This is a genomic window from Microcoleus sp. S1D4 (assembly GCF_036700765.1).
GTDB lineage: Bacteria > Cyanobacteriota > Cyanobacteriia > Cyanobacteriales > Microcoleaceae > Microcoleus.
Map to the genome: position 1 here is coordinate 75,144 of NZ_JAUBPP010000004.1, position 20,087 is coordinate 95,230.

The 20,087-nt window shown below is 45.8% G+C and carries 13 protein-coding genes and 1 pseudogene; 13 read left to right on the top strand and 1 reads right to left on the bottom strand.

Annotated features, from left to right (window positions below):
- Positions 1–260: 260 nt before the first annotated feature.
- From QT998_RS05940 to QT998_RS05995, 12 genes and pseudogenes are all read left to right on the top strand, one after another.
- The gene (locus QT998_RS05940) at positions 261–1,409 is read left to right on the top strand and encodes a Re/Si-specific NAD(P)(+) transhydrogenase subunit alpha (RefSeq protein WP_333089129.1); all 1,149 of its coding nucleotides are present in this window, start codon (positions 261–263) and stop codon (positions 1,407–1,409) included.
- 375 nt (positions 1,410–1,784) lie between these two features.
- Entirely contained in the window at positions 1,785–2,078 is a 294-nt protein-coding gene (locus QT998_RS05945) for an NAD(P) transhydrogenase subunit alpha (protein WP_106150865.1), read from the top strand.
- Entirely contained in the window at positions 2,075–3,484 is a 1,410-nt protein-coding gene (locus QT998_RS05950) for an NAD(P)(+) transhydrogenase (Re/Si-specific) subunit beta (RefSeq protein WP_333117830.1), read from the top strand. Before QT998_RS05945 ends, QT998_RS05950 begins: the two co-directional genes overlap by 4 nt.
- 373 nt (positions 3,485–3,857) lie before the next feature.
- A pseudogene (locus QT998_RS05955) lies at positions 3,858–4,184 on the top strand (DUF433 domain-containing protein).
- A gap of 209 nt (positions 4,185–4,393) precedes the next feature.
- Positions 4,394–6,991, top strand: a complete 2,598-nt coding sequence (locus QT998_RS05960; protein ID WP_333117832.1) for a protein-arginine deiminase family protein — start codon at positions 4,394–4,396, stop codon at positions 6,989–6,991.
- 238 nt (positions 6,992–7,229) lie between these two features.
- Positions 7,230–7,556: a DUF433 domain-containing protein gene (locus tag QT998_RS05965; protein WP_333089123.1), complete on the top strand. Its 327-nt coding sequence runs from the start codon at positions 7,230–7,232 to the stop codon at positions 7,554–7,556.
- A gap of 4 nt (positions 7,557–7,560) precedes the next feature.
- Positions 7,561–7,905 (top strand): DUF5615 family PIN-like protein, encoded by a 345-nt coding sequence (locus QT998_RS05970; RefSeq protein WP_333089121.1) that lies wholly within the window; start codon positions 7,561–7,563, stop codon positions 7,903–7,905.
- 169 nt (positions 7,906–8,074) lie between these two features.
- A complete protein-coding gene (locus QT998_RS05975; protein WP_333089118.1) occupies positions 8,075–9,073 on the top strand; it encodes a hypothetical protein in 999 nt (332 codons plus the stop codon).
- 81 nt (positions 9,074–9,154) lie between these two features.
- Complete coding sequence (pruA, locus tag QT998_RS05980) at positions 9,155–12,130, top strand: L-glutamate gamma-semialdehyde dehydrogenase (protein WP_333117833.1); 2,976 nt, start codon at positions 9,155–9,157, stop codon at positions 12,128–12,130.
- A 422-nt stretch (positions 12,131–12,552) separates the two neighbouring features.
- The gene (locus tag QT998_RS05985) at positions 12,553–14,172 is read left to right on the top strand and encodes a glycosyltransferase family 39 protein (protein WP_333117834.1); all 1,620 of its coding nucleotides are present in this window, start codon (positions 12,553–12,555) and stop codon (positions 14,170–14,172) included.
- Positions 14,173–14,186: 14 nt separating this feature from the next.
- Positions 14,187–15,827 (top strand): glycosyltransferase family 39 protein, encoded by a 1,641-nt coding sequence (locus QT998_RS05990; protein WP_333117836.1) that lies wholly within the window; start codon positions 14,187–14,189, stop codon positions 15,825–15,827.
- Positions 15,828–15,980: 153 nt separating this feature from the next.
- A complete protein-coding gene (locus QT998_RS05995) occupies positions 15,981–16,460 on the top strand; it encodes a hypothetical protein (RefSeq protein ID WP_333089109.1) in 480 nt (159 codons plus the stop codon).
- Positions 16,461–16,612: 152 nt separating this feature from the next.
- On the opposite strand, the gene QT998_RS06000 is transcribed toward QT998_RS05995, so the two are convergent.
- Entirely contained in the window at positions 16,613–18,658 is a 2,046-nt protein-coding gene (locus QT998_RS06000; protein WP_333117838.1) for a S8 family serine peptidase, read from the bottom strand.
- Between the two features lie 103 nt (positions 18,659–18,761).
- Here QT998_RS06000 and QT998_RS06005 point away from each other — a divergent pair, with 103 nt between their 5' ends.
- Complete coding sequence (locus tag QT998_RS06005) at positions 18,762–19,838, top strand: lysylphosphatidylglycerol synthase transmembrane domain-containing protein (RefSeq protein WP_333117840.1); 1,077 nt, start codon at positions 18,762–18,764, stop codon at positions 19,836–19,838.
- Positions 19,839–20,087 lie beyond the last annotated feature (249 nt).

Genomic DNA, 20,087 nt, shown 5'->3' on the forward strand with positions numbered 1-20,087 from the left:
AGTTTTCTGCTCTGTCGCTAGTTGTTAAACAGTCTTAAAGTCACTGAGACAGTGCTGCTAGCCTAACAAGCCTTTATAACCTTGGCCGACAAGCGAACATTACCCCAGAAATGGGAGTTTGAGGCAACCATACCTCATCGGAGAGGTTAATTAAATTTCCTCTCCGACCCCCGAAAGGGGATTCAAGGCGATTGAAATCGCCGAGCCGTTTTCCTCTCAGGACTGAAGTCGCTGAGTTTCCCACTTGCCGAGTTTTTCTTATGAAATTAGCGATCGCCAAAGAATTTAAAGCAGAGGAACGCCGGGTGGCCTTAGTGCCCGACGCTGTAGCCCGATTAGTCAAACAGGGCGTAGAAGTTTGGGTTGAGGCCGGTGCCGGGGAAAAATCGTTTTTCTCGGATCTTGCTTACGAAGAAGCCGGAGCTCGTGTTATCGGTGATACCGCTACGCTGTGGGGCGAAGCCGATGTCGTCGTCAAAATCGGGGAGATCCAAGAATCTGAAGTTCATCAACTCCGCGAAGGAGGCGTTTTCATCGGATTTTTGAATCCTTTGGGAAATCCGGCTTTAGTGCAGCGGTTGGCCGATCGCAAAGTAACGGCATTCAGCATGGAAATGATCCCGCGCACCAGCCGCGCCCAAAGCATGGATGCACTGTCATCCCAAGCCAACGTCGCCGGTTACAAAGCCGTACTGATCGCAGCCTGTGCATTGCCAAAATATTTCCCAATGCTGACAACGGCGGCGGGTACAATTCGCCCCGCGAAAATATTGGTAATGGGTGTGGGCGTTGCGGGCTTGCAGGCGATCGCCACAGCGCGCCGTTTGGGTGCAGTTGTCGAAGCCTTCGACATCCGCCCGGAAACCAAAGAACAAGTGCAAAGCTTGGGTGCTAAATTCGTTGATGTCGAACTAAAAGAAGAAACCGTCGCCGCCGGTGGCTATGCAAAAGAGCTATCAGAAGCCGCTAAAGAATACACCCGCCAAGTGCTCACCCAACACGTCAGCGCCTCCGATGCAGTGATTACCACCGCTCAAGTTCCCGGCAGAAAAGCACCTATTTTAGTTACCCGAGAAATGGTTTCTCAAATGAAACCGGGATCGATAATTGTTGACCTCGCGGCGGAACAAGGCGGCAATTGCGAGTGTTCGGAAGCAGGGAAAGATGTTGAATGGAACGGTGTTAATGTCATCGGGCCGATTAATTTGCCCTCGTCGATGCCGGTACACGCTAGCGAAACTTACTCGAAGAATATCTCGGCTTTGGTTCAGTTGATGCTGAAAGATAAGGAACTCAATTTGAATTTTGAAGACGATATCATTGCTGGTGCTTGCGTCGCCCGCGATGGCGAAATTAGCAACCAGCGAGTTCGGGATGCTTTGGCTGCTGAGGCTTCAGCCGTTAGTTAGTTAATAGTCAACAGTCATTAGTCATTAGTAGGAAAATGGGTGATTTCATTAGTGTCAGCTTAAATCTAAAACCGTTGATAAATCTCGTTGGTAGTCAAGGCCAGATCCCCCTAAATCCCCCTTAAGAAGGGGAGTAGGGGTTGACTTTGAATGCTTCTTGTCCCCCCCTTCTTAAGGGGGAGTAGGGGGCAAGCTAAGGGGGGATCTGATCTCGGCAGTAAACAGCAGTCTGTGAAGACGTTTGACCTGGTTGGGAAACGGTAAAGCTTTTACAGTTGATGACTAAGGACTAATGACTAACAACTAACAACTAATGACTAATGACTAATGACTAATGACTAATAACCAATTACCAATTACCAATTACCAATTGTCATGGCAGAAGGATTGATTGCAGGTTTAGTAGTGTTTACGCTAGCGTCGTTTGTGGGATTTGAAGTAATTAATAAAGTCCCGCCGACGCTGCACACACCTTTGATGTCGGGCTCGAATGCGATTTCGGGAATTGCGGTTTTAGGCGCAATTCTGATTTCGGGCCAGGGAAATGTGACTGTTACTTCGATTTTGGGGACGATCGCGATCGCCCTGGCCACAATTAACGTTGTCGCCGGTTTCTTAGTAACCGATCGAATGCTGCAAATGTTCAAGAAAAAAGAGGTCAAAGCGTGAGCGATTTTCTGCCCAGTGGCATTCAGCTAGGCTATCTAGTGGCTGCATCTTTATTTATCGTCGGTTTGAAACAATTGGGTTCTCCGGCTACTGCGCGTCAAGGAAACGTGTTAGCTGCGATCGGGATGTTTATTGCGATCGTCGGTACTTTACTCGAAAGGCAAGTTATCAGCTACGAATTGATTGCTGTCGGAATAATCATCGGTTCCATTTTGGGAACAATTATGGCGAAAACCGTCGCGATGACGGATATGCCACAGATGGTGGGTTTGCTTAACGGTTTTGGGGGCGCGGCTTCTGCACTCGTTGCTGTGGGCGAATTCTGGCGCTATCTCAGCATCCCGGAATCGCCAACTCCAGACGCGACAATCACGATCCTTTTGGGTGTGCTGATTGGCGGGATTACTTTCACTGGTAGCCTTGTGGCGTTTGCGAAGCTGCAAGAATTGCTACCGGGTGCGCCCATGACGTTTCCGCTGCAACAGCCGTTTAATGCGATGCTGGCGATCGCGCTTTTAGCCGGCAGCGGTTATATGGTGTTTCACCCGGAAGATGTACCGGTATTCCTGGCTTTGGTGGCTATTTCTAATATCCTGGGTATCATGTTTGTGCTCCCGATTGGCGGTGGCGATATGCCGGTTGTGGTGTCGCTGCTTAACTCCTATTCGGGGATTGCGGCGAGTGTGGCTGGGTTCATTTTGATGAACAATATGCTGATTATCGCTGGTGCACTTGTTGGCGCGTCTGGAATCATTTTGACGCAGATCATGTGTAAGGCGATGAATCGATCGCTTGGTAGTGTGTTGTTTAGCGCCTTTGGTAGCGGTGGTGCTAGTGCTGGGGCTGCTGGGGCTGCTGCTGGTGCTACTGACAAAACTGTTCGCAGTATCAATCTCGAAGAAAGTGCGATGATGTTGGGTTATGCGCGATCGGTGGTAATTATTCCCGGTTACGGAATGGCTGTAGCGCAAGCCCAGCATTCGGTACGCGAGTTAGCCGACGGTTTGGAAAAAATGGGTGTTGACGTGAAATACGCGATTCACCCGGTGGCTGGGCGGATGCCGGGGCACATGAATGTGTTGTTGGCGGAAGCAAACGTGCCTTATCCGCAGTTGTACGATATGGACGATATCAACCCGCAATTTGAAGAAACGGATGTGGCGTTGGTAATCGGCGCGAATGATGTGGTGAATCCGGCGGCGCGTCACGATACGGCGAGCCCGATTTACGGGATGCCGATTTTGGAGGTTGATAAGGCTAAGCATACTATCGTGATCAAGCGCGGGATGAGTGCTGGTTTTTCCGGTGTTGACAATGAGTTGTTTTACAAGGATAAGACGATGATGTTGTTTGGTAGCGCTAAGGATGTGGTTGCGAAATTAGTTGCTGAGGTGAAGCAGTTGTAGGATTTTTCCGATCGCACATTAACGCACATTAACGCAGATAATTAAACCCGGTTTCTCCAAGAAACCGGGTTTGTGTTTTGATTGGGTTTTGATATCAATACTCTTCAGTCGGCGGAGGCTGACTTCGTTTGTCTAGTCGCGATTTCAATCGCCGAGTCTTCTAATATCAAATCCGGTAGCATCGGAATGATTCAGATATATATTCTCGGACTCTGTGTACTCTGTGTTCTAGCGCCGATTAAATCATTCCGATCCAACCGGAAACGATATAACTTGTGGGAAGGCAGAAACCGGGTTTTTTGCAAAAATATTTCCTAAAAGTTTTGAACTACAATTTTTATCATATATTTATGGCATAACCGAAGCTTAAGCTATGATAATAACCGAATTAAAAGTCAATCTTGCTTCCTTAACGATCGCAGATAAAGCAGCAGCTATAGAAATTTTACTTCAAACTTTAACCAACGGTTCCCTCGGCATAAAAAAAACTCCCGGCTGGTGCGGCGGTGATGCTGGTGTTGGCAATACTCGCATACCCGTTTGGTCGCTCGTGGGCGATCGCCGTTTAGGTGCTTCCGATGGTATCATTCTATAATCATTTCCCCATTTAACCGCCGCTGACTTGGTAAATGCTTGGGCTTATGCTGATGCTGATCCAGAGGAAATTGAACAAGCAATCAAAGAAAATGAGGAAGCCTAAAAGATGGCGTAAATATCCCATAACAGAACTTACCGACTCCGACAAAGAAACGGGGTTTTTTATCTAATCTGTCGGTAGCAACAAAGTATTTTTGAGAAAAACCCGGTTTCTCGGCCCCATGCTAAGTCCTATTCGCCCAAATCACCGTAAAATCTTACCAAAGGCACCAAGATTAGGTAAAATAATTTGTGTGTCAGAGGATAAACTATATGCGCTGGGTTAAATATATTACGATCGCGATTGTCAATACTTTCGGTGTCGTCATCGGTATTATTTGGGTTGCTGTGCCCGCAACAGTGGCTCAACCTTCCCTCAACTACCAACTCGCACTCTCAGGGCGAGAGTCAGACGGCGACACTCCGCAATCGCTCCCGGAACTATACAAATTGCGCGATCGCCTCAAGGTAGAATTAGATAACAGCACCAAAAATCCCGACAACAACCTATTTTCTCCAGAACATTGGAACCGCCAGCAATCCAAAAATCTGGCCGAGCAACTCCAAAACGCTCAAAGTCAGATTCAAACAGAAGAAAGAGCTAAAAATAATTGGGACGATGCTGCTAAAATAGCCGCCAGAGCTGTTGTAATTGGACGCACTTCTAAAGCCGACCCTGCTACTTGGGAAGAGTCACAACGCCTGTGGCAAATGGCGCTCAACCACCTGCGACTCATCCCTCACGGTTCTTTTTTGACTGAGCGGGCGATCGACAAAACCATCGAATATCAAGGAAACCTCACTGTCGCTACCTACGAATGGCAAGTAGCACGTTCTGTACAAAAAACTAGAGCCGAGGAAGAACAGGTAAGAGAGCTAGCCAGAAAAGAGCAAGAGAAAAAAGAACTCGCCCGCCGAGAAATAGAGAGAAAAGAACAAGAGAAAAAAGAAATCGCCCGCCAAGAAATAGAAAGACAAGAATTTGCCCGACAAGAATTAATCCGTCAAGAACGAGAAAAACAAGAATTGGCCCGCCAAGAACTAGCCCGCCAAGAATTAGAAAAGCAGGAACGAGAAAAACAAGAATTAGCCCGCCAAGAACAAGAAAAGCAGGAATTAGCCCGCCAAGAATTGGAAAAGCAGGAATTAGCCCGCCAAGAACTCGCCCGCCAAGAATTAGAAAAGCAGGAATTAGCCCGCCAAGAACTCGCCCGCCAAGAATTAGAAATAAATCAGCAAGCAACTCCTCAACCAACTCCTGAGTCAACCGCAACTGCAACTCCCGCCCCTGTAGACCTCGCAGCCTCGCCGACCAACTTCTTCTTTGCGGGAGATACTAACAGAGACGGCGAAATTAATCAACTAGACGAAGCCGGAAAAGAACAATGGTCATTGTCTAACGGCGCGCTAATTGTGTTTAATGATCCCAAGAACGATCGCACAAAAATAGCCCCTTGGAAACAAACCAAAGTTAGCGTCCCCCGCCGCGCCGCCATGCTTTCTCAAGTTAACTTAACGTTGTCTGAAAACTTCAAAACCTCTCAATTATTTATCACTGCTGATAGCATCGCCAGCCCTCATGTCAACGTTTTTCAGAAAATAGGCGATGGATGGCAAGCTGTAGATATATCCGGTACAAAACCCCTAGTTTTCAGCACGAATATTGTTTTAGGTGTCGAAGCAAAACAATTTGCCGATCGCAATTGGAACGGCAAAGTCAATCTCAAAGCAACTGCCGAAAACAACGGTCAACAAATCGCCGCCACCACAATCCAAATGGGTGTCAGTCCTTGGATAATACCAGCCAATACCGCACCAGTAACAGAAGTTCAAGTCAGCGACAGAGGGGCCGCCAACAGTGAATTTATCTCGCAACTGAAACAAGCAGTAGAACCCACTGGCGCTCAATTAAAAATCATCCAGGGCGAGAATGCTTGGATGCAAAATATTCAGAAAAACGGTTACATTCAACTTCCCGAAAAATCTGATATACGCCAATTGAATGTGGCTCTCAAAAGCACTGACGAACCCAATAAAAACCCGCCGGATAAATCAAGTGAAGAGCGTAACTTGAGAGTAATTAAAATTGGCAACTCTCGCGACGACAACCCCGTAAGTCAGTGGTCAAATGGCTACGGAAATTTGCAGGTGACACCGCCGATTCCCGGATATCCAATGGGTAGAGCTTATTACGGAAATTCGGGAAATGCTAGTTTTAATCCAGAGGTACTTGATTTTATTCAAGCTCAAAGAATTCAAGGGCCTGCGGTGGATATTGATACTTCTTGGCTTTTGACTCGCCAAGTCGATGAAATTATCAATTTTATTCCCAGTCAAACTCCCGGAAAATATGTAATGGCGATCGCCAGTCCAGAAGCAGGAGTTAGACTGTTAGAAGAATTGTCAAAAACAGGTTACGGCGAGGTTACTATCAATCGCGGTTTGAGCAATGAAACTACAGTCAGCGCCGCCTTGAAAAATCAAGCTTTAATGCAACACAATCTCAATTTGCAAAAGCAGAAAATTAACCCGATATTAGACAAGTTGAAAAGAGAGTTTTCACTGACAGACGACCAAATCGTTCAAGTTCCAGCGATGTTTGGCTACAGCGGTTATGCTTGGTGGCCGAATATGGTCAATTCGGTACCAGTCAACGGCAATTTGTTAGTTTCTAATCCGCGCGGCCCGATGATTGACGGCAGAGATTACACTCAAGAAAGATTGCGCCAACTGCTGCTTCCTGCTGGTGTTAGTGTGAGTTTTCTAAACGATCGCTATTATCAAGAATTGAAAGGAAACGTGCAGTCGGCAACGAATACTGTGAGGAAGCCTGAACTGCAGCCTTTTTGGCAGACTTTGCCTAATAATTAGTAATCGGGAATTGGGAGTCGGAAATTGGTAATTTGTAGGGGCGGATTTCACCAACAATACTCGCCTGTAACGAATAATCTCATAAACCCGCCCCCACCCCACCGCAAATCCCGACTCGCATTCCTCTGCTAATATTTAGCAAAACTGTGCTAGGAGTTTAAGAGATGGCTACCCTGCAAAAAGCTCGATCGCTATAATATAGATACGACATTCCCAGCAGCCAAACCCGCCATAGACTATGACACTAAAAGAATTAGAACCGCAACTGCTTTCCCTGACTCCGCCTGAGAAAGCTCTAGCAATACAGATATTAGCTCAAAGTTTAGCCAACACCTGGCAGGGAATTGAAAAAACTCCCGGTACTGTCGGCGGTAATGCCAGGATTGCAGGCACTAGAATTTCTGTTTGGGGACTGGTAGAGTCTCGCCGATTAGGTGCAACTGATGCTCAACTTTTAGAAGATTATCCGCATCTTAGCGCTAGCGACTTGAAAAATGCCTGGGCTTATGCTGAAGCATTTCCTGACGAGATTGAAGCAGCAATTAATTTGAACGATATAGATTAACAGAATGGCACGTTTGTATGCAGATGAACAATTCCCTAGGGTAGTAGTTGAATTACTTCGCGCTCTAGGTCACGATGTGTTTACCGTACAACAAGCGAGGAATGCAAATCTGGGCATTCCTGATGAAGATGTCCTGGCTTTTGCTGTTACAAAGGAACGCGCAGTTTTAACACTCAATAGAATCGATTTTATCCGACTGCACGCTTCACAACCCAACCATTCTGGTATCATTGTCTGTAAAGACGACCAACAAGACAGACAGAGGATGGCTGCACGAATTTCGGAGGCTATTGCTAATGTGGAAACACTCAAAGGAATGCTGGTTCGAGTCAATCGTCCATCTCGATAAATATCATAGGTTTTAAAAGTTCGTAAATTTCCGATCGCCCCAGCCGACAGATTACTCGATCGCGTTTTCGGGCAGTTTGTCAATCGCCTTGCGGTATTATTTCACTGCAGCCGATCGCACAGATCGCGTAAAATGCTAAAAAGCAATCTTTATACGAGAATTTTATCCCATGAGTGAAGAACTTGAAAAAAATCAAATATTGACTCAGCAGCCAGAAACAATTGGCAGTTTCGATGCAGATTCCGCACCAGCAGAAACTCCAATGAAAAATGCCGCTATCGAAGATGATTTAACTGTCACTTCTGAAGCAGCAGAAATTTCCAGTGAAACACCCCAAACCGAAAATAGTTTAACTACCAATACCGCCACACAAAGTCCGACTAAAACTGCCGTCAAACAAGATATTTTCATTACCAATCTTGAAACAGAAACAGAAGCAATTCCATTTGCCGCCGATATCGCTGCGGAAACAACTCAACCCGCAACTTATCCGCCTCCAATAATTCACACAGCAAATCCTGAACCAAAACCAACTAAAATTTGGCAAATTTTGGCTATTTTTTTCAGCGGAATGTTAGTCGGTTCAGTGCTCAGTCTCGGCAGTTTCCTAGCGTGGAAAATGTATCAGGAAAGAGCGAACATTCAAATCAGACTACCCGCTGACGTACCCCTGCGGGAAAGCCCTCCGCCTGTCCCAGCAGCGCGCCTCAACCGCCGGCCCGGACTTCCCCCAGCACCCCAGCAGACACTGCCCCTCACCATCCCGCCGTCGGCCGGTCAGACTCCAATTCCCTCGCTCTCAGGGGTTCCGCCACTTGCTTCGCCGTTGCCGAACTCTTCTCCATCTCCTTCTGGCGCTGCGGTGGAAACTCCTGTAACTGAGCGAGTTAACTTTCCAGGAGGTGCTACGGGAACTACTCTCAACAATAGTTTGCGAGCCAATATATCCAAGCGCTACTTGGTAGAATGCAATAGCGGCCAAAGCATGACAATCAAGGTTCAAGAAGGTCAAGTTAACGCGGCAATCAGTGCTCCTAACGGTGAAAAAATCGGCACTGCAGATAGCGCGAGTCAGTGGCAAGGTCAGCTACCAAGCAGCGGCGATTATACTATTGAAATTTCGGGCGATCGCCAAGCAAACTACGTTGTTAAAATAGAAGTAAAATAGTAAGTATAATTTGCTCGGGCGGTAGTTGCCAAATATATCAACCCGCCCCGCCAATTACCAATTACTAATTACTAATTACCAATGGTCGCACAAGTATCTCCAAGCATCTACGAAGCCAAGACTCAGGAAATAGCTAAAGAAATCCTGAAGGCTACTCAAGACAAAAAGCGATCGTTTTTCGGCCAATTGCAAGACCAAATGCGCTGGGACGACAAACTGATGGATTGGGCAATGGCCAGCCCCGGACTGCGCGTCCAATTGTTTCGATTTATTGACTGTTTGCCCGCCCTCCGCAGCAAGCCGGAAATTGCCCGCCACTTGCAAGAATACCTGACTGTGGAAGAGGTAGAATTGCCCGAAGCTTTGAAAAAATTGCTCAGCTTTGCTAACGCTGATTCTGTCCCCGGTCAATTGGCTGCGACAACGGTTGCGCCTGCGGTGGAAACTTTGGCACACAAGTATATTTCTGGGGAAAATATCAAGCAGGTAATTAAAACCTTAGAACGACTTCGCAAAGATAAAATGGGTTTTACAGTTGACCTTTTGGGGGAAGCTGTGATTACAGAAGCTGAAGCGGAAAGTTATCTCAACCGCTATTTGGAATTGATGGCGGAACTGGCGAAGGCAGCGCATAATTGGTCGCAGGTAGATGCCATTGACAAAGCTGATGGCGAAACTTTGCCGCGAGTGCAAGTATCTGTCAAGTTAACGGCTTTTTATTCTCAGTTTGACCCGCTGGATGCTAAAGGCAGCGAGGAGAAAGTCAGCGAGAGAATTCGCCTGTTATTGCGCCGCGCCCAGGAGTTGGGAACTGCCGTTCACTTCGACATGGAACAGTACGCCTATAAGAGTTTAACTCTCAGCATTCTCAAAGACTTATTGTTAGAGGAAGAGTTTCGCAGTCGCACGGATATTGGTATCACATTGCAGGCATATTTGCGCGACAGCAAACAAGATTTGCAAGATATTATTGCGTGGGCTAAGAAACGCGGCAATCCCATAACTGTACGGCTGGTGAAAGGCGCTTATTGGGATCAGGAAACTATCAAGGCGATGCAGAAAGATTGGCCACAACCTGTATACAATGACAAGGTTGCTACGGATGCAAATTTTGAAGCAATGACGCAGTTGCTTCTAGAAAATCATGATTTTTTGTATGCAGCAATTGGCAGTCACAACGTGCGATCGCAAGCCAGGGCGATCGCGATTGCCGAAACTCTCAACATACCGCGCCGCCGCTTTGAAATGCAGGTATTGTACGGTATGGGCGACAAATTGGCGAAGCTTTTGGTCGATCGGGGTTATCGCGTCCGAGTATACTGTCCCTACGGCGATTTGTTGCCGGGAATGGCTTATTTAATCCGCCGATTGCTGGAAAATACCGCCAACAGTTCGTTTATCCGGCAAAGTTCCGAAGAAATGCCGATCGAACAATTATTAGCCGCCCCAGTAGCCAACGGCAACGACCAGCTAGTTTACAGCAAAGTATTCCCCAACGTCGCCGATACCGACTACGCCAATACCAAATTGCGGCAACAAGCAGAAACAGCCATCAAATCAGTGCGCGCCAACCTAGGAAAAACCTATTTACCCCTAATCGATGGCGAGTACCAAAATACCGAAACCACAGTCAATTCCCTCAACCCTTCCAATCCCGCAGAAATAGTCGGCAAAATCGGATTGCTTTCGGAACAGCAAGCCAAACAAGCCCTAGAAGCAGCAAAAGCAGCCTCTACGAGTTGGCGGAAAACCCCCGTCCGCCAGCGCGCCGGAGTTTTGCGAAAAGCAGCAGAATTGATGGAACAGCGGCGGCACGAACTGTCAGCTTGGATGGTATTTGAAGTCGGGAAACCAGTCAGAGAATGCGATGCCGAAGTTTCCGAAGCTATCGATTTTTGCCGCTACTACGCCGACGAAATGGAACGGTTGGAACAAGGGAAAAATTATGATGTAGCCGGAGAAAACAACCGCTACACCTATCAGCCGCGCGGCATTTCTTTGATTATTTCTCCTTGGAATTTCCCCCTCGCAATTCCCGTAGGCATGACAGTTGCATCGCTGGTTGCTGGTAATTGTACTTTACTAAAACCAGCGGAATTTTCCTCAGTAATTGCTGCCAAAATAGCCGAGATTTTGCTAGAAGCCGGGATTCCTAAAGGCGTATTTCAATACGTGCCTTGCAAAGGTTCAACCGTGGGGGCGTATATGGTGAAACACCCAGATGTTCACATGATTACCTTCACCGGTTCTCAGGAAGTTGGCTGTCAGATTTATGCGGATGCTGCGATTTTGCAACCTGGCCAAAAACACCTGAAGCGAGTAATTGCGGAAATGGGCGGCAAGAATGCAATTATTGTCGATGAAAGTGCGGATTTAGACCAAGCCGTGGCGGGGGTGGTTTATTCGGCATTTGGATATAGCGGTCAAAAATGTTCTGCTTGTTCGCGCGTAATTGCGATCGAATCGGTGTACGATACTTTTGTGGAAAGATTGATAGAAGCTGCGCGATCGCTCAACGTCGGTGCAGCCGAAAATCCCAGCACTCAAGTCGGGCCAGTCATCGATGCCACCGCCCAGTCGCGCATCCGCGAATACATCGAAAAAGGTCGCGCCGAAGCTAAGATAGCCTTAGAAATGGCGGCACCCGAAACCGGTTATTTTGTCGGCCCAGTGATTGTTACGGAAGTATCGCCGACTGCAACTCTCGCCCAAGAAGAAATTTTTGGCCCGGTGTTGTCGGTGATTCGGGCAAAAAATTTCAGCGAAGCGATTGTTATTGCTAACGGTACTAATTTCGCTTTAACCGGCGGATTGTATTCTCGCACGCCTTCGCATATCGATCGCGCCCAAGCCGATTTTGAAGTCGGAAACCTGTACATAAATCGCGGAATCACCGGCGCAGTGGTATCGCGGCAACCCTTCGGAGGATTCAAACTTTCGGGAGTTGGTTCCAAAGCCGGCGGCCCGGATTACTTGCTGCAATTCCTCGAACCGCGCACAATAACCGAAAATATTCAGCGACAAGGTTTTGCGCCGATTGAAGGAGTAGACGATTAATCATTCTTTGATTCGATGGTTCGGATTTGTGTCCTCTGAATAGAAGTTCGTAACAACCATAAATCGTAAAAACTAGAATTTGTAGGGGTGGGTTCGCCAAAATTTTTGACACCTAACGAGGTATCTTAAAAACCCGCCCCCACCAACCTAAAAATTCAGAATTCATTGAATTTAACCTGTGGCGGAACATTTCGAGAGGTTATATCAAATCCTCTCTTCATCGGAATAGTAAATTCACTGTTGACTGTTAACTGTTGTTATTTGTTATTTGTTATTTGTTACTTGTTACTTGTTACTTGTTGGTTGCGATGCCCTATGCCCTATGCCCTATGCCCACTCCTAGCACCTCATCTTTCTGAGAAAGGGTATATATTGTTAAATAAATCCATCGTCGCCATTAAAATTTAATTAATTATTGATTTATGGAAATTCCTAAAAACAGCGATAGCGCGAAACTTTCCCCTGCGATTCCCCCACAATGGCTGCGATATTTAATCGTTGTTTTATTACTTTTAGGCATATTTTTTCGCTTCGGCAATCTCGGAGGAAAAGTATACTGGATAGATGAAGCTTATACCTCTTTGCGGATGTCCGGTTATACAGAATCAGAGTTTATTGAGCAAGTAGTTGACGGAAAAATTCGAGAAATTCAATACTTACAAAAATACCAGCGGATTAATTCAGAAAAAAGCGTAGTCGATACTGTCAAAGGTCTAGCATTAGAAGAACCTCAACTCGCTCCCCTGTATTTTATCACAACCAGATTTTGGGTGCAACTGTTCGGCGATTCAATAGCTGTAACTAGAAGTATGTCGGCAGTTTTTAGCCTGCTGGCCTTGCCTTGTATGTATTGGTTGTGCTTAGAATTATTTGAATCCTCCCTAACAGCTTGGTTGGGAGTTTCTTTACTAGCTGTATCGCCTTTTCAAATAGTTTACGCTCAAGAAGCTCGACCTTACAGTTTATTTGTCTTAGTAATTTTGCTGTCGGGCGCTGCTTTGCTGCGGGCAATGCGTCTAAAAACTAACAGTAGTTGGGCAATTTATGCCGTAACAGTAGCGCTGGGATTTTATTCTCACCTATTATTTGCACTGGTAGCACTAGGACATGGAATATATGTAGCTATCTCGGAAAAGCTGCGGTTTAAAAAAAATATAATTGGCTATTTACTAGCATCAATAACCGGAATTATTGCTTTTTCTCCTTGGATTTTAGTTTTTATAATCAACTCCCAAAATGTCAATCAAAAAACATCTTGGCAGTCTTTAAAGATTCCCCTTCCAGACTTAGCTGTCAATTGGGTGTATAACATTGCTAAGCAATTTTTTGATCTAGGAATAGACTCCAATGTACCGCGATTATATTCGAGATTGCTCCTACTTTTGATTTTAATAATTGTTGCATATTCTTTTTATTTACTCCTGAAGTATACAGAACAGCGTGTTTGGTTGTTTGTTATGACATTAACCTGCGTGATAGTCGTGATTTTTTTACCCGCAGATATAATTTTTGGCGGAATTAGATCGCTCAACACGCGCTACATGATTCCCTGTTATCTAGGAATGCAAATAGCTGTTGCCTATCTTTTTGCTTCCAAAATCACATCTCCTCAAGTTACAGTGCAGTTGCAAAAGCTGTGGAGGCTGGCTTTTGCTGCTGTGCTATCTGTTGGGATTATCTCTTGCTGCATCTATTTGCCGGCAGACACTTGGTGGAATAAAGACCGTTCTTATATTAACATCCCGATCGCCCGCACGGTTAACTCAGCTTCTGGGCCTTTACTGGTTGCAGATTTGTGGGTGTATAGTGTAGATAAAATCGCTAATTTACTCAGTCTGAGTTACCTGCTGGTTCCCCAAACTAAATTTATCGTATTCCCGCCTCAAACAGTGGAAATTCCCCCAAATTTTAAGGAGATATTTTTATACGGAATTTCCCCTGAAGTAAAAGCAGAAATTGAAAAAAAGACTCCCTATGAAACTGAAAAAATTTATTCTCTAAAAGGTGGAGATACCATTTTGAGTAAGTTGCGAACCAAGTAAAAAATATTTAAAAAATGCGTTTTAATTTACCTAGAAATTGGTTGAGCTTTCTGATAATCACCGTATTAGCAATCGGCATTTTATTTCGATTTGTCAATCTCGATGGCAAATTTTACTGGATAGACGAAACCTATACTTCTTTAAGAGTTTCCGGCTACACCGAAGCGGAAATGCTCAAGCAAATTTCCTACAATAAAATAACCTCGCCCTCGGATTTACAAAAATACCAGCAGGTAAATTCCGAAAAAACCTTAAGCGATAGCCTGAATTCCTTAGCAACCGAAGACCCGCAACACCCGCCGCTGTATTACGTACTAGCGCGATTTTGGGCGCAATGGTTCGGCACTTCAGTTACAGCAATGAGAAGTTTGGCCGCCGTGATTAGCTTGCTAGTATTTCCCGCCATTTATTGGCTGGCTTGGGAGTTATTTGAATCCTCAGCAGTAGCATGGATAGCGATCGCAATTTTCGCGATTTCTCCCTACCAAATCTTATTTGCCCAAGAAGCCAGACAGTACAGTTTGTGGACATTAACTACTATTTTATCGAGTGCAGCCTTGCTGCGAGCAATGCGCCCCGAAGCAAATCAAAATCCAATTTGGCTGGTTTCTCACTGGGCGCTTTACGCAGTCACAGCAGCAATGGGATTTTACACCCACTTGTTATTTGTCTGCGTCGCCGCCGCCCATGCAATCTACGTCGCCTTGATTGCCAACTGGCGCGATATTAAAACATTTATTGCCTATTATGTAGCCGCTTTAATTGCTTTAATCGGCTTCATGCCTACCCTCGTAAATACTGTAGAAAATTTAAATCAAATTAGAAGCACAACAGTATGGGCAGAACAGACAAATCTCTTAAGATTAGTTAGCAGGTGGGTGGGCTCCCTCAGCATAGCATTTTTTGATATTGGCATTGATGGAAGTGCCAGTGCCACACAACTAGCCTTGATAATTCCCGCTGGTATCGCGATTCTAGCTTTAGTCGGCTATGCGATTTATTTTCTGTGCCGGCAAACACCAAAGCGGGTGTGGTTGATGGTATTGTTATTAATTGCCACAACCGCAATATTTTTAGCATTACCCGATATACTTAAAGGCGGCAGGCGATCGGCAAATCCGCGATATTTAGTTCCTTGTTATGTGGGAATTCAGCTAGCAGTTGCTTACCTGCTGTCTACAAAAATTAGCAACAAATGTGATAACTTAAAACAGCAAAGATTGTGGAAAATAGTTATAGTCTCACTGTTTTGTGCAGGCATCATATCCGGTGGAGTTAGTTCTGGGGCCGATAGTTGGTGGAACAAAGGCAGCGGCTGGCTGCGCGCCGAATTGGAAGTAGCGGCGATTGTCAATTCTGCCAGCAATCCCTTAATAATCAGCGATGCGAATATCGCATACATGATGGCTTTGAGTTATCGCTTGCAACCACAAGTCAAACTGCTAATAGAACCGCGCTGCTATACTTCTTGCTACAAAAATCAAGAATTGGCACGAAAAAAACCTGAACCCCCGACAATTCCCGGCGGTTTCAGCGACTTGTTTTTATACAGACCGTCCTCAAATTTGCGATCGGCAATTGACCAACAAAACTATCAAATAAATCCGGCGGTTAGTAATGTCGATCTCAATCTCTGGAAAATTACTAAGAAATAATCTAAAAGATTGGGGGAAAAAAATATCTGGTTCGCTGTGAAATACGGCCCAGCAACTAAATTTTTGAAAGTATGTCGCAAGTAGAGTAGAATATGGCTGCTTTTCGGGGTAAGCTAGAAATTAAGCATCTAAAAATAACATAAAAAATCTACAATGACAGTAACTGAAACCTCCAATATTCGCAAACTGCTGTGCGATCCAGAGTTAGGACTGATCCCTCATCTAGAAAAGTGCCTGAAAGACTTGCACTCGTCTGCGATCGCCAGCGGAGAGAAATTTAAGGTAGAACCTTACGATATCGAACTGCAAAGCTGCGACACCCAGAAGCATCCCAACGACCAAAGACCGATCGTCACTCAGTCAGTGTTAATCAAAATTCCCTTGACAGGGAAAGCTGAAGACAAGATGCACTTATTTCTGATTGCAAGTGACTTGCAGAACCAAATCGACATCAAAATTATCGACTGGAGTGCCTTAGAACGCCGCCAATATGACATTCACGGCATCCCCTTAAAGCAGCCGATTACCAAAATTGAGGGCGAGATGAAATACGATTTAGTATTCGATCGACCAAATCACTGCTGCATCACTCTGTGCCGCAAATTTGACTTGATTTACGCCGCCAATTATTAAGGATCGGAGTTGATGGTTGACGCTGCAACTATACAAAATTAGGATTAAAGTCATCAATACAAACCTACGATCAAGTTTGTAGTGAGGACTTTATTCCTTCTTGAGATTTTGATGAGAAAGGACTACAATCCTGACTACAAACCGGATTGAATTTAAACCGATCGATTGGCAGTTTCCGCCAGAATCTGCTTAATTTGAGCAGGAGTCAGACTCGGATTTGCCTGCAACATCAAAGCTATCACCCCAGCTACGTGCGGCACTCCCATTGAAGTACCCGCAAAATATCGATAGGGAATCCCCGGTAGAGAAAGCGGTACAGTTGAATAAACGTCACCAGAATCTGCCCTGCCACCATCACCACCCGGAGCAACAAAGTAATTAATTAGCTCTGATCCCGCCCGGTTAGAAAAATCGGCAAATAAGCCGTTGCGGCTAACCGCACCGACAGCAATTCCTACGTCATTTGCAAACCGAGCCGGATAATCTACCTGCGGGCGAGCATCATTTCCCGCTGCTGAAACTACGAGTATGCCGCGAGCTTCGGCAGCTTGAATTGCAGTCAATTCTCGATCGTTCAACTGTTGGCCACCCAAACTCACATTAATCACTTTTGCTCCATTTGCTACCGCATAATAAATCGCCTCAATTTCATTGTTAATTGTCCCCACTCCGGCGCTATCGAGTATTTTTAAAGGCATAATTTTCGCAGTCGGAGCCGTTCCAGTAATTCCCACTCCATCTTTTTTCGCAGCAACTAAACCCGAGATATGAGTGCCGTGACTGTTATCATCCATCGGGTCATTATCGCCGTTGACAAAATCCCATCCCCGGAAATCGTCCACAAAGCCATTGCCATCATCATCAACGCCGTTGCTAGCTTTATTGCGACCACCCGCATCAACGCCGCTTTCCCCCGGATTGCTCCAAACATTCCCGGTCAAATCCGGGTGATTGTAGTCAATTCCGCTGTCGATAACTGCTACTACAATGCCGTCTCCAGTCAAGCCTTGCGCCCAAACTTCTGGAGCTTTGATTAAATCTCGACCCCACTCGTCGCCGCCCAAGTCGGGAACGTCAGGAAAAGTTGGAACACCCGCAGCCTTAGCAACTGCTGCCGCCGCATTCACCAAACCGAAGCCGAAACGACTGTCAAAACCAGGCACGTTGCTTGGATTGTTATCAGAAATAGTTGGAGGGGTTGCAGACAGATTTAGGGTAAAGTTTGTATTGCCTTGGTATTGAGAAACTCGGATAAAGTAAGTTCCTGCTGCCAAATTTTTGAGGTCGATTGACTCCGGCGATAAACCAGGTTCTTGAGAAGCAGCAATAATATCGGTAAAGTCAATAGAATTGTCGCCATTAATATCTTTAATCAGAGCAACGCCAACATCACCCGTAAAATTGTTGACTGTTAATTTAAAGTCGCTAGTTGCGGGCAAAGTAAAGCGGTAAATGTCGTCTGGTTGAGCGCTGCTAACCGAGTCGGTGATGGTTTGAGTGCTGTCCAAAACGCCTAAATCGCGGGCTTGGCTGAGTTGGTTTCCCAATAGGGTGCTTGCAGAGATAAATTTATCGGCGAGGTCTTGTGGAGATGCGTTGGCTACCAAGCCTAAAATAGCATTGGATTGGCGAATTTTAATTAATGTATTGGAAATGCCGGGGGCGATCGCGATTTCTTCGAGAATCAAGTCAGCTTCGGTAAGATTGTCAGTCAGTCCGATCGCATCGACAAAACTGTTAAAGTCTGTAATGATGTCAGCGGCTGCGGGATCGGAGACTGCCGTGTCGCTGCGGAGGACGAAGGTATCGGAGCCCAAACCCCCTGTCAGGGTATCTGTGCCTCCATCGCCTACTAAAACGTCGTTACCACGGCCGCCGTAGAGGTCATCATCTCCCCTACCTCCCTGCAGGGTATCGCTGCCAGAATTGCCAAATAAGAAGTCATTGCCGGTACCGCCGTTGAGCAAGTCATTCCCGACACCACCGAATAGTGTATCGGAATTGCTGCCGCCGAGGAGTCTGTCGTTACCGCTGTCACCGTTGAGGCGATCGGCATCCGAGGAACCGACAATCAAATCGTTACCTCCGAGGGCAAAAAGTCCGTTAGGATAAGGAGTCAAAAAGCCCGGAGTTAATGCGAAACTGTTGGGACTATCATCTAAAAGATAGGAAAGACCGTCTGGACTCGGGCTGGCCATAGAAATTTACTCCTTAAGTACGATCGATCTAAATTTTAGATATAAAACATGAAATTGTGGTTAAGAAATCTACAATCCCAAATTCACTAATCAGGATCGGAAAATGGGAAAACAACACTTGCATCGACTTCAGAATTTTTTCAAGCTGGCGAAATCGCGTTTAAAGCCTTATGTTCGCTATGTGATTCTGGGCGGGACGTTTTTATTTATTGCGAAAGCTTTTTTCACTCACTGGCGAGAAGTTGCAAACATCCAAATTCGAGCCGAAAGTTTTCCCTTGCTGGCGATCGCCCTCGGCATTACTTTAATGTCTCTGATTTTTGTCGGCTGGGTGTGGATGTTGATTTTGCGGGAATTCAATCAAGTTGTAAGTGTCCGGTGGGCGATTAAAATTTTTCTCAAAACTAATATTGCCAAGTATTTGCCGGGGAATATTTGGCATTTTTGGGGTCGAATTTCGGAGGCAAAAAAGGCTGGTATTTCGCCGAAAGTTTCTATTCTCAGCGTGTTGTTGGAACCGCTGCTGATGGCTTCTGCGGGGGTGCTGATTGGTTTGATTTGTTTTGACAAATTCAACGGTTTTTTGCGGATTTTCGGTTGTGCTGCGATTTTAACGGCGATTCAGCCCCGAATTTTAAATCCGATCGTCCTATTTGTGGAGCGGTTGAAGTTATCTAAGAAGAACGGGGAAAATTCTGAGATTGGGGAGGAAATTGGGGAGGAGATTGAGGAGGTTGCGGGCGATCGACCAACTTGGCGTTTGGGGTCTAGCTCCAATCTAGCTAAAAACACATCTGGTGTCAAGTCTTCGCCGGCAATTAATTTACCAATTAAACGCTATCCTTTAGTGCCGTTAATCGGACAAATGTGTTTTATCGGATTGCGGGGCTGCGGTTTTTTGCTAACGGTAATGGCTTTAAATCCGGTGAATTTGATTGATATTCCGAACTTGTTCGGTGCTTTTTGTTTTGCGTTTGTTGTGGGTTTAGTTGTACCGGGTGCGCCCGGAGGGATGGGAGTATTTGAAGCAACGGCGATCGCCCTGCTGTCCGATCGCTTTTCTGTGGCTATAATCTTGAGTGCGGTGGCGTTGTATCGGATAGTGAGCATTTTGGCGGATGTTGCGGGTGCTGCTGTGGCAAAGATCGATCGGCAGCGCAGACAGGTTAAAAAAAGGTAAATTTAACTGTTTCGGCATCAGTTACCCGCTGAAAATATCGGAGAATCTGTAGATTGCAGGTAATAGGAATAGTGCCATAGAGTAGGGAAACGATTAGAACCGTTGGTGTCAACTTCACCCAAAAAAACACTAACAGCAACAAATGGAAGAACAACGACAAAAAGCCGATCGCCTTTCCGACAAATTGCGAGAAATGGGCATCAATCCCGACGAAATTTGAACAAACAAGACAGCGGTTGAAACCACGTC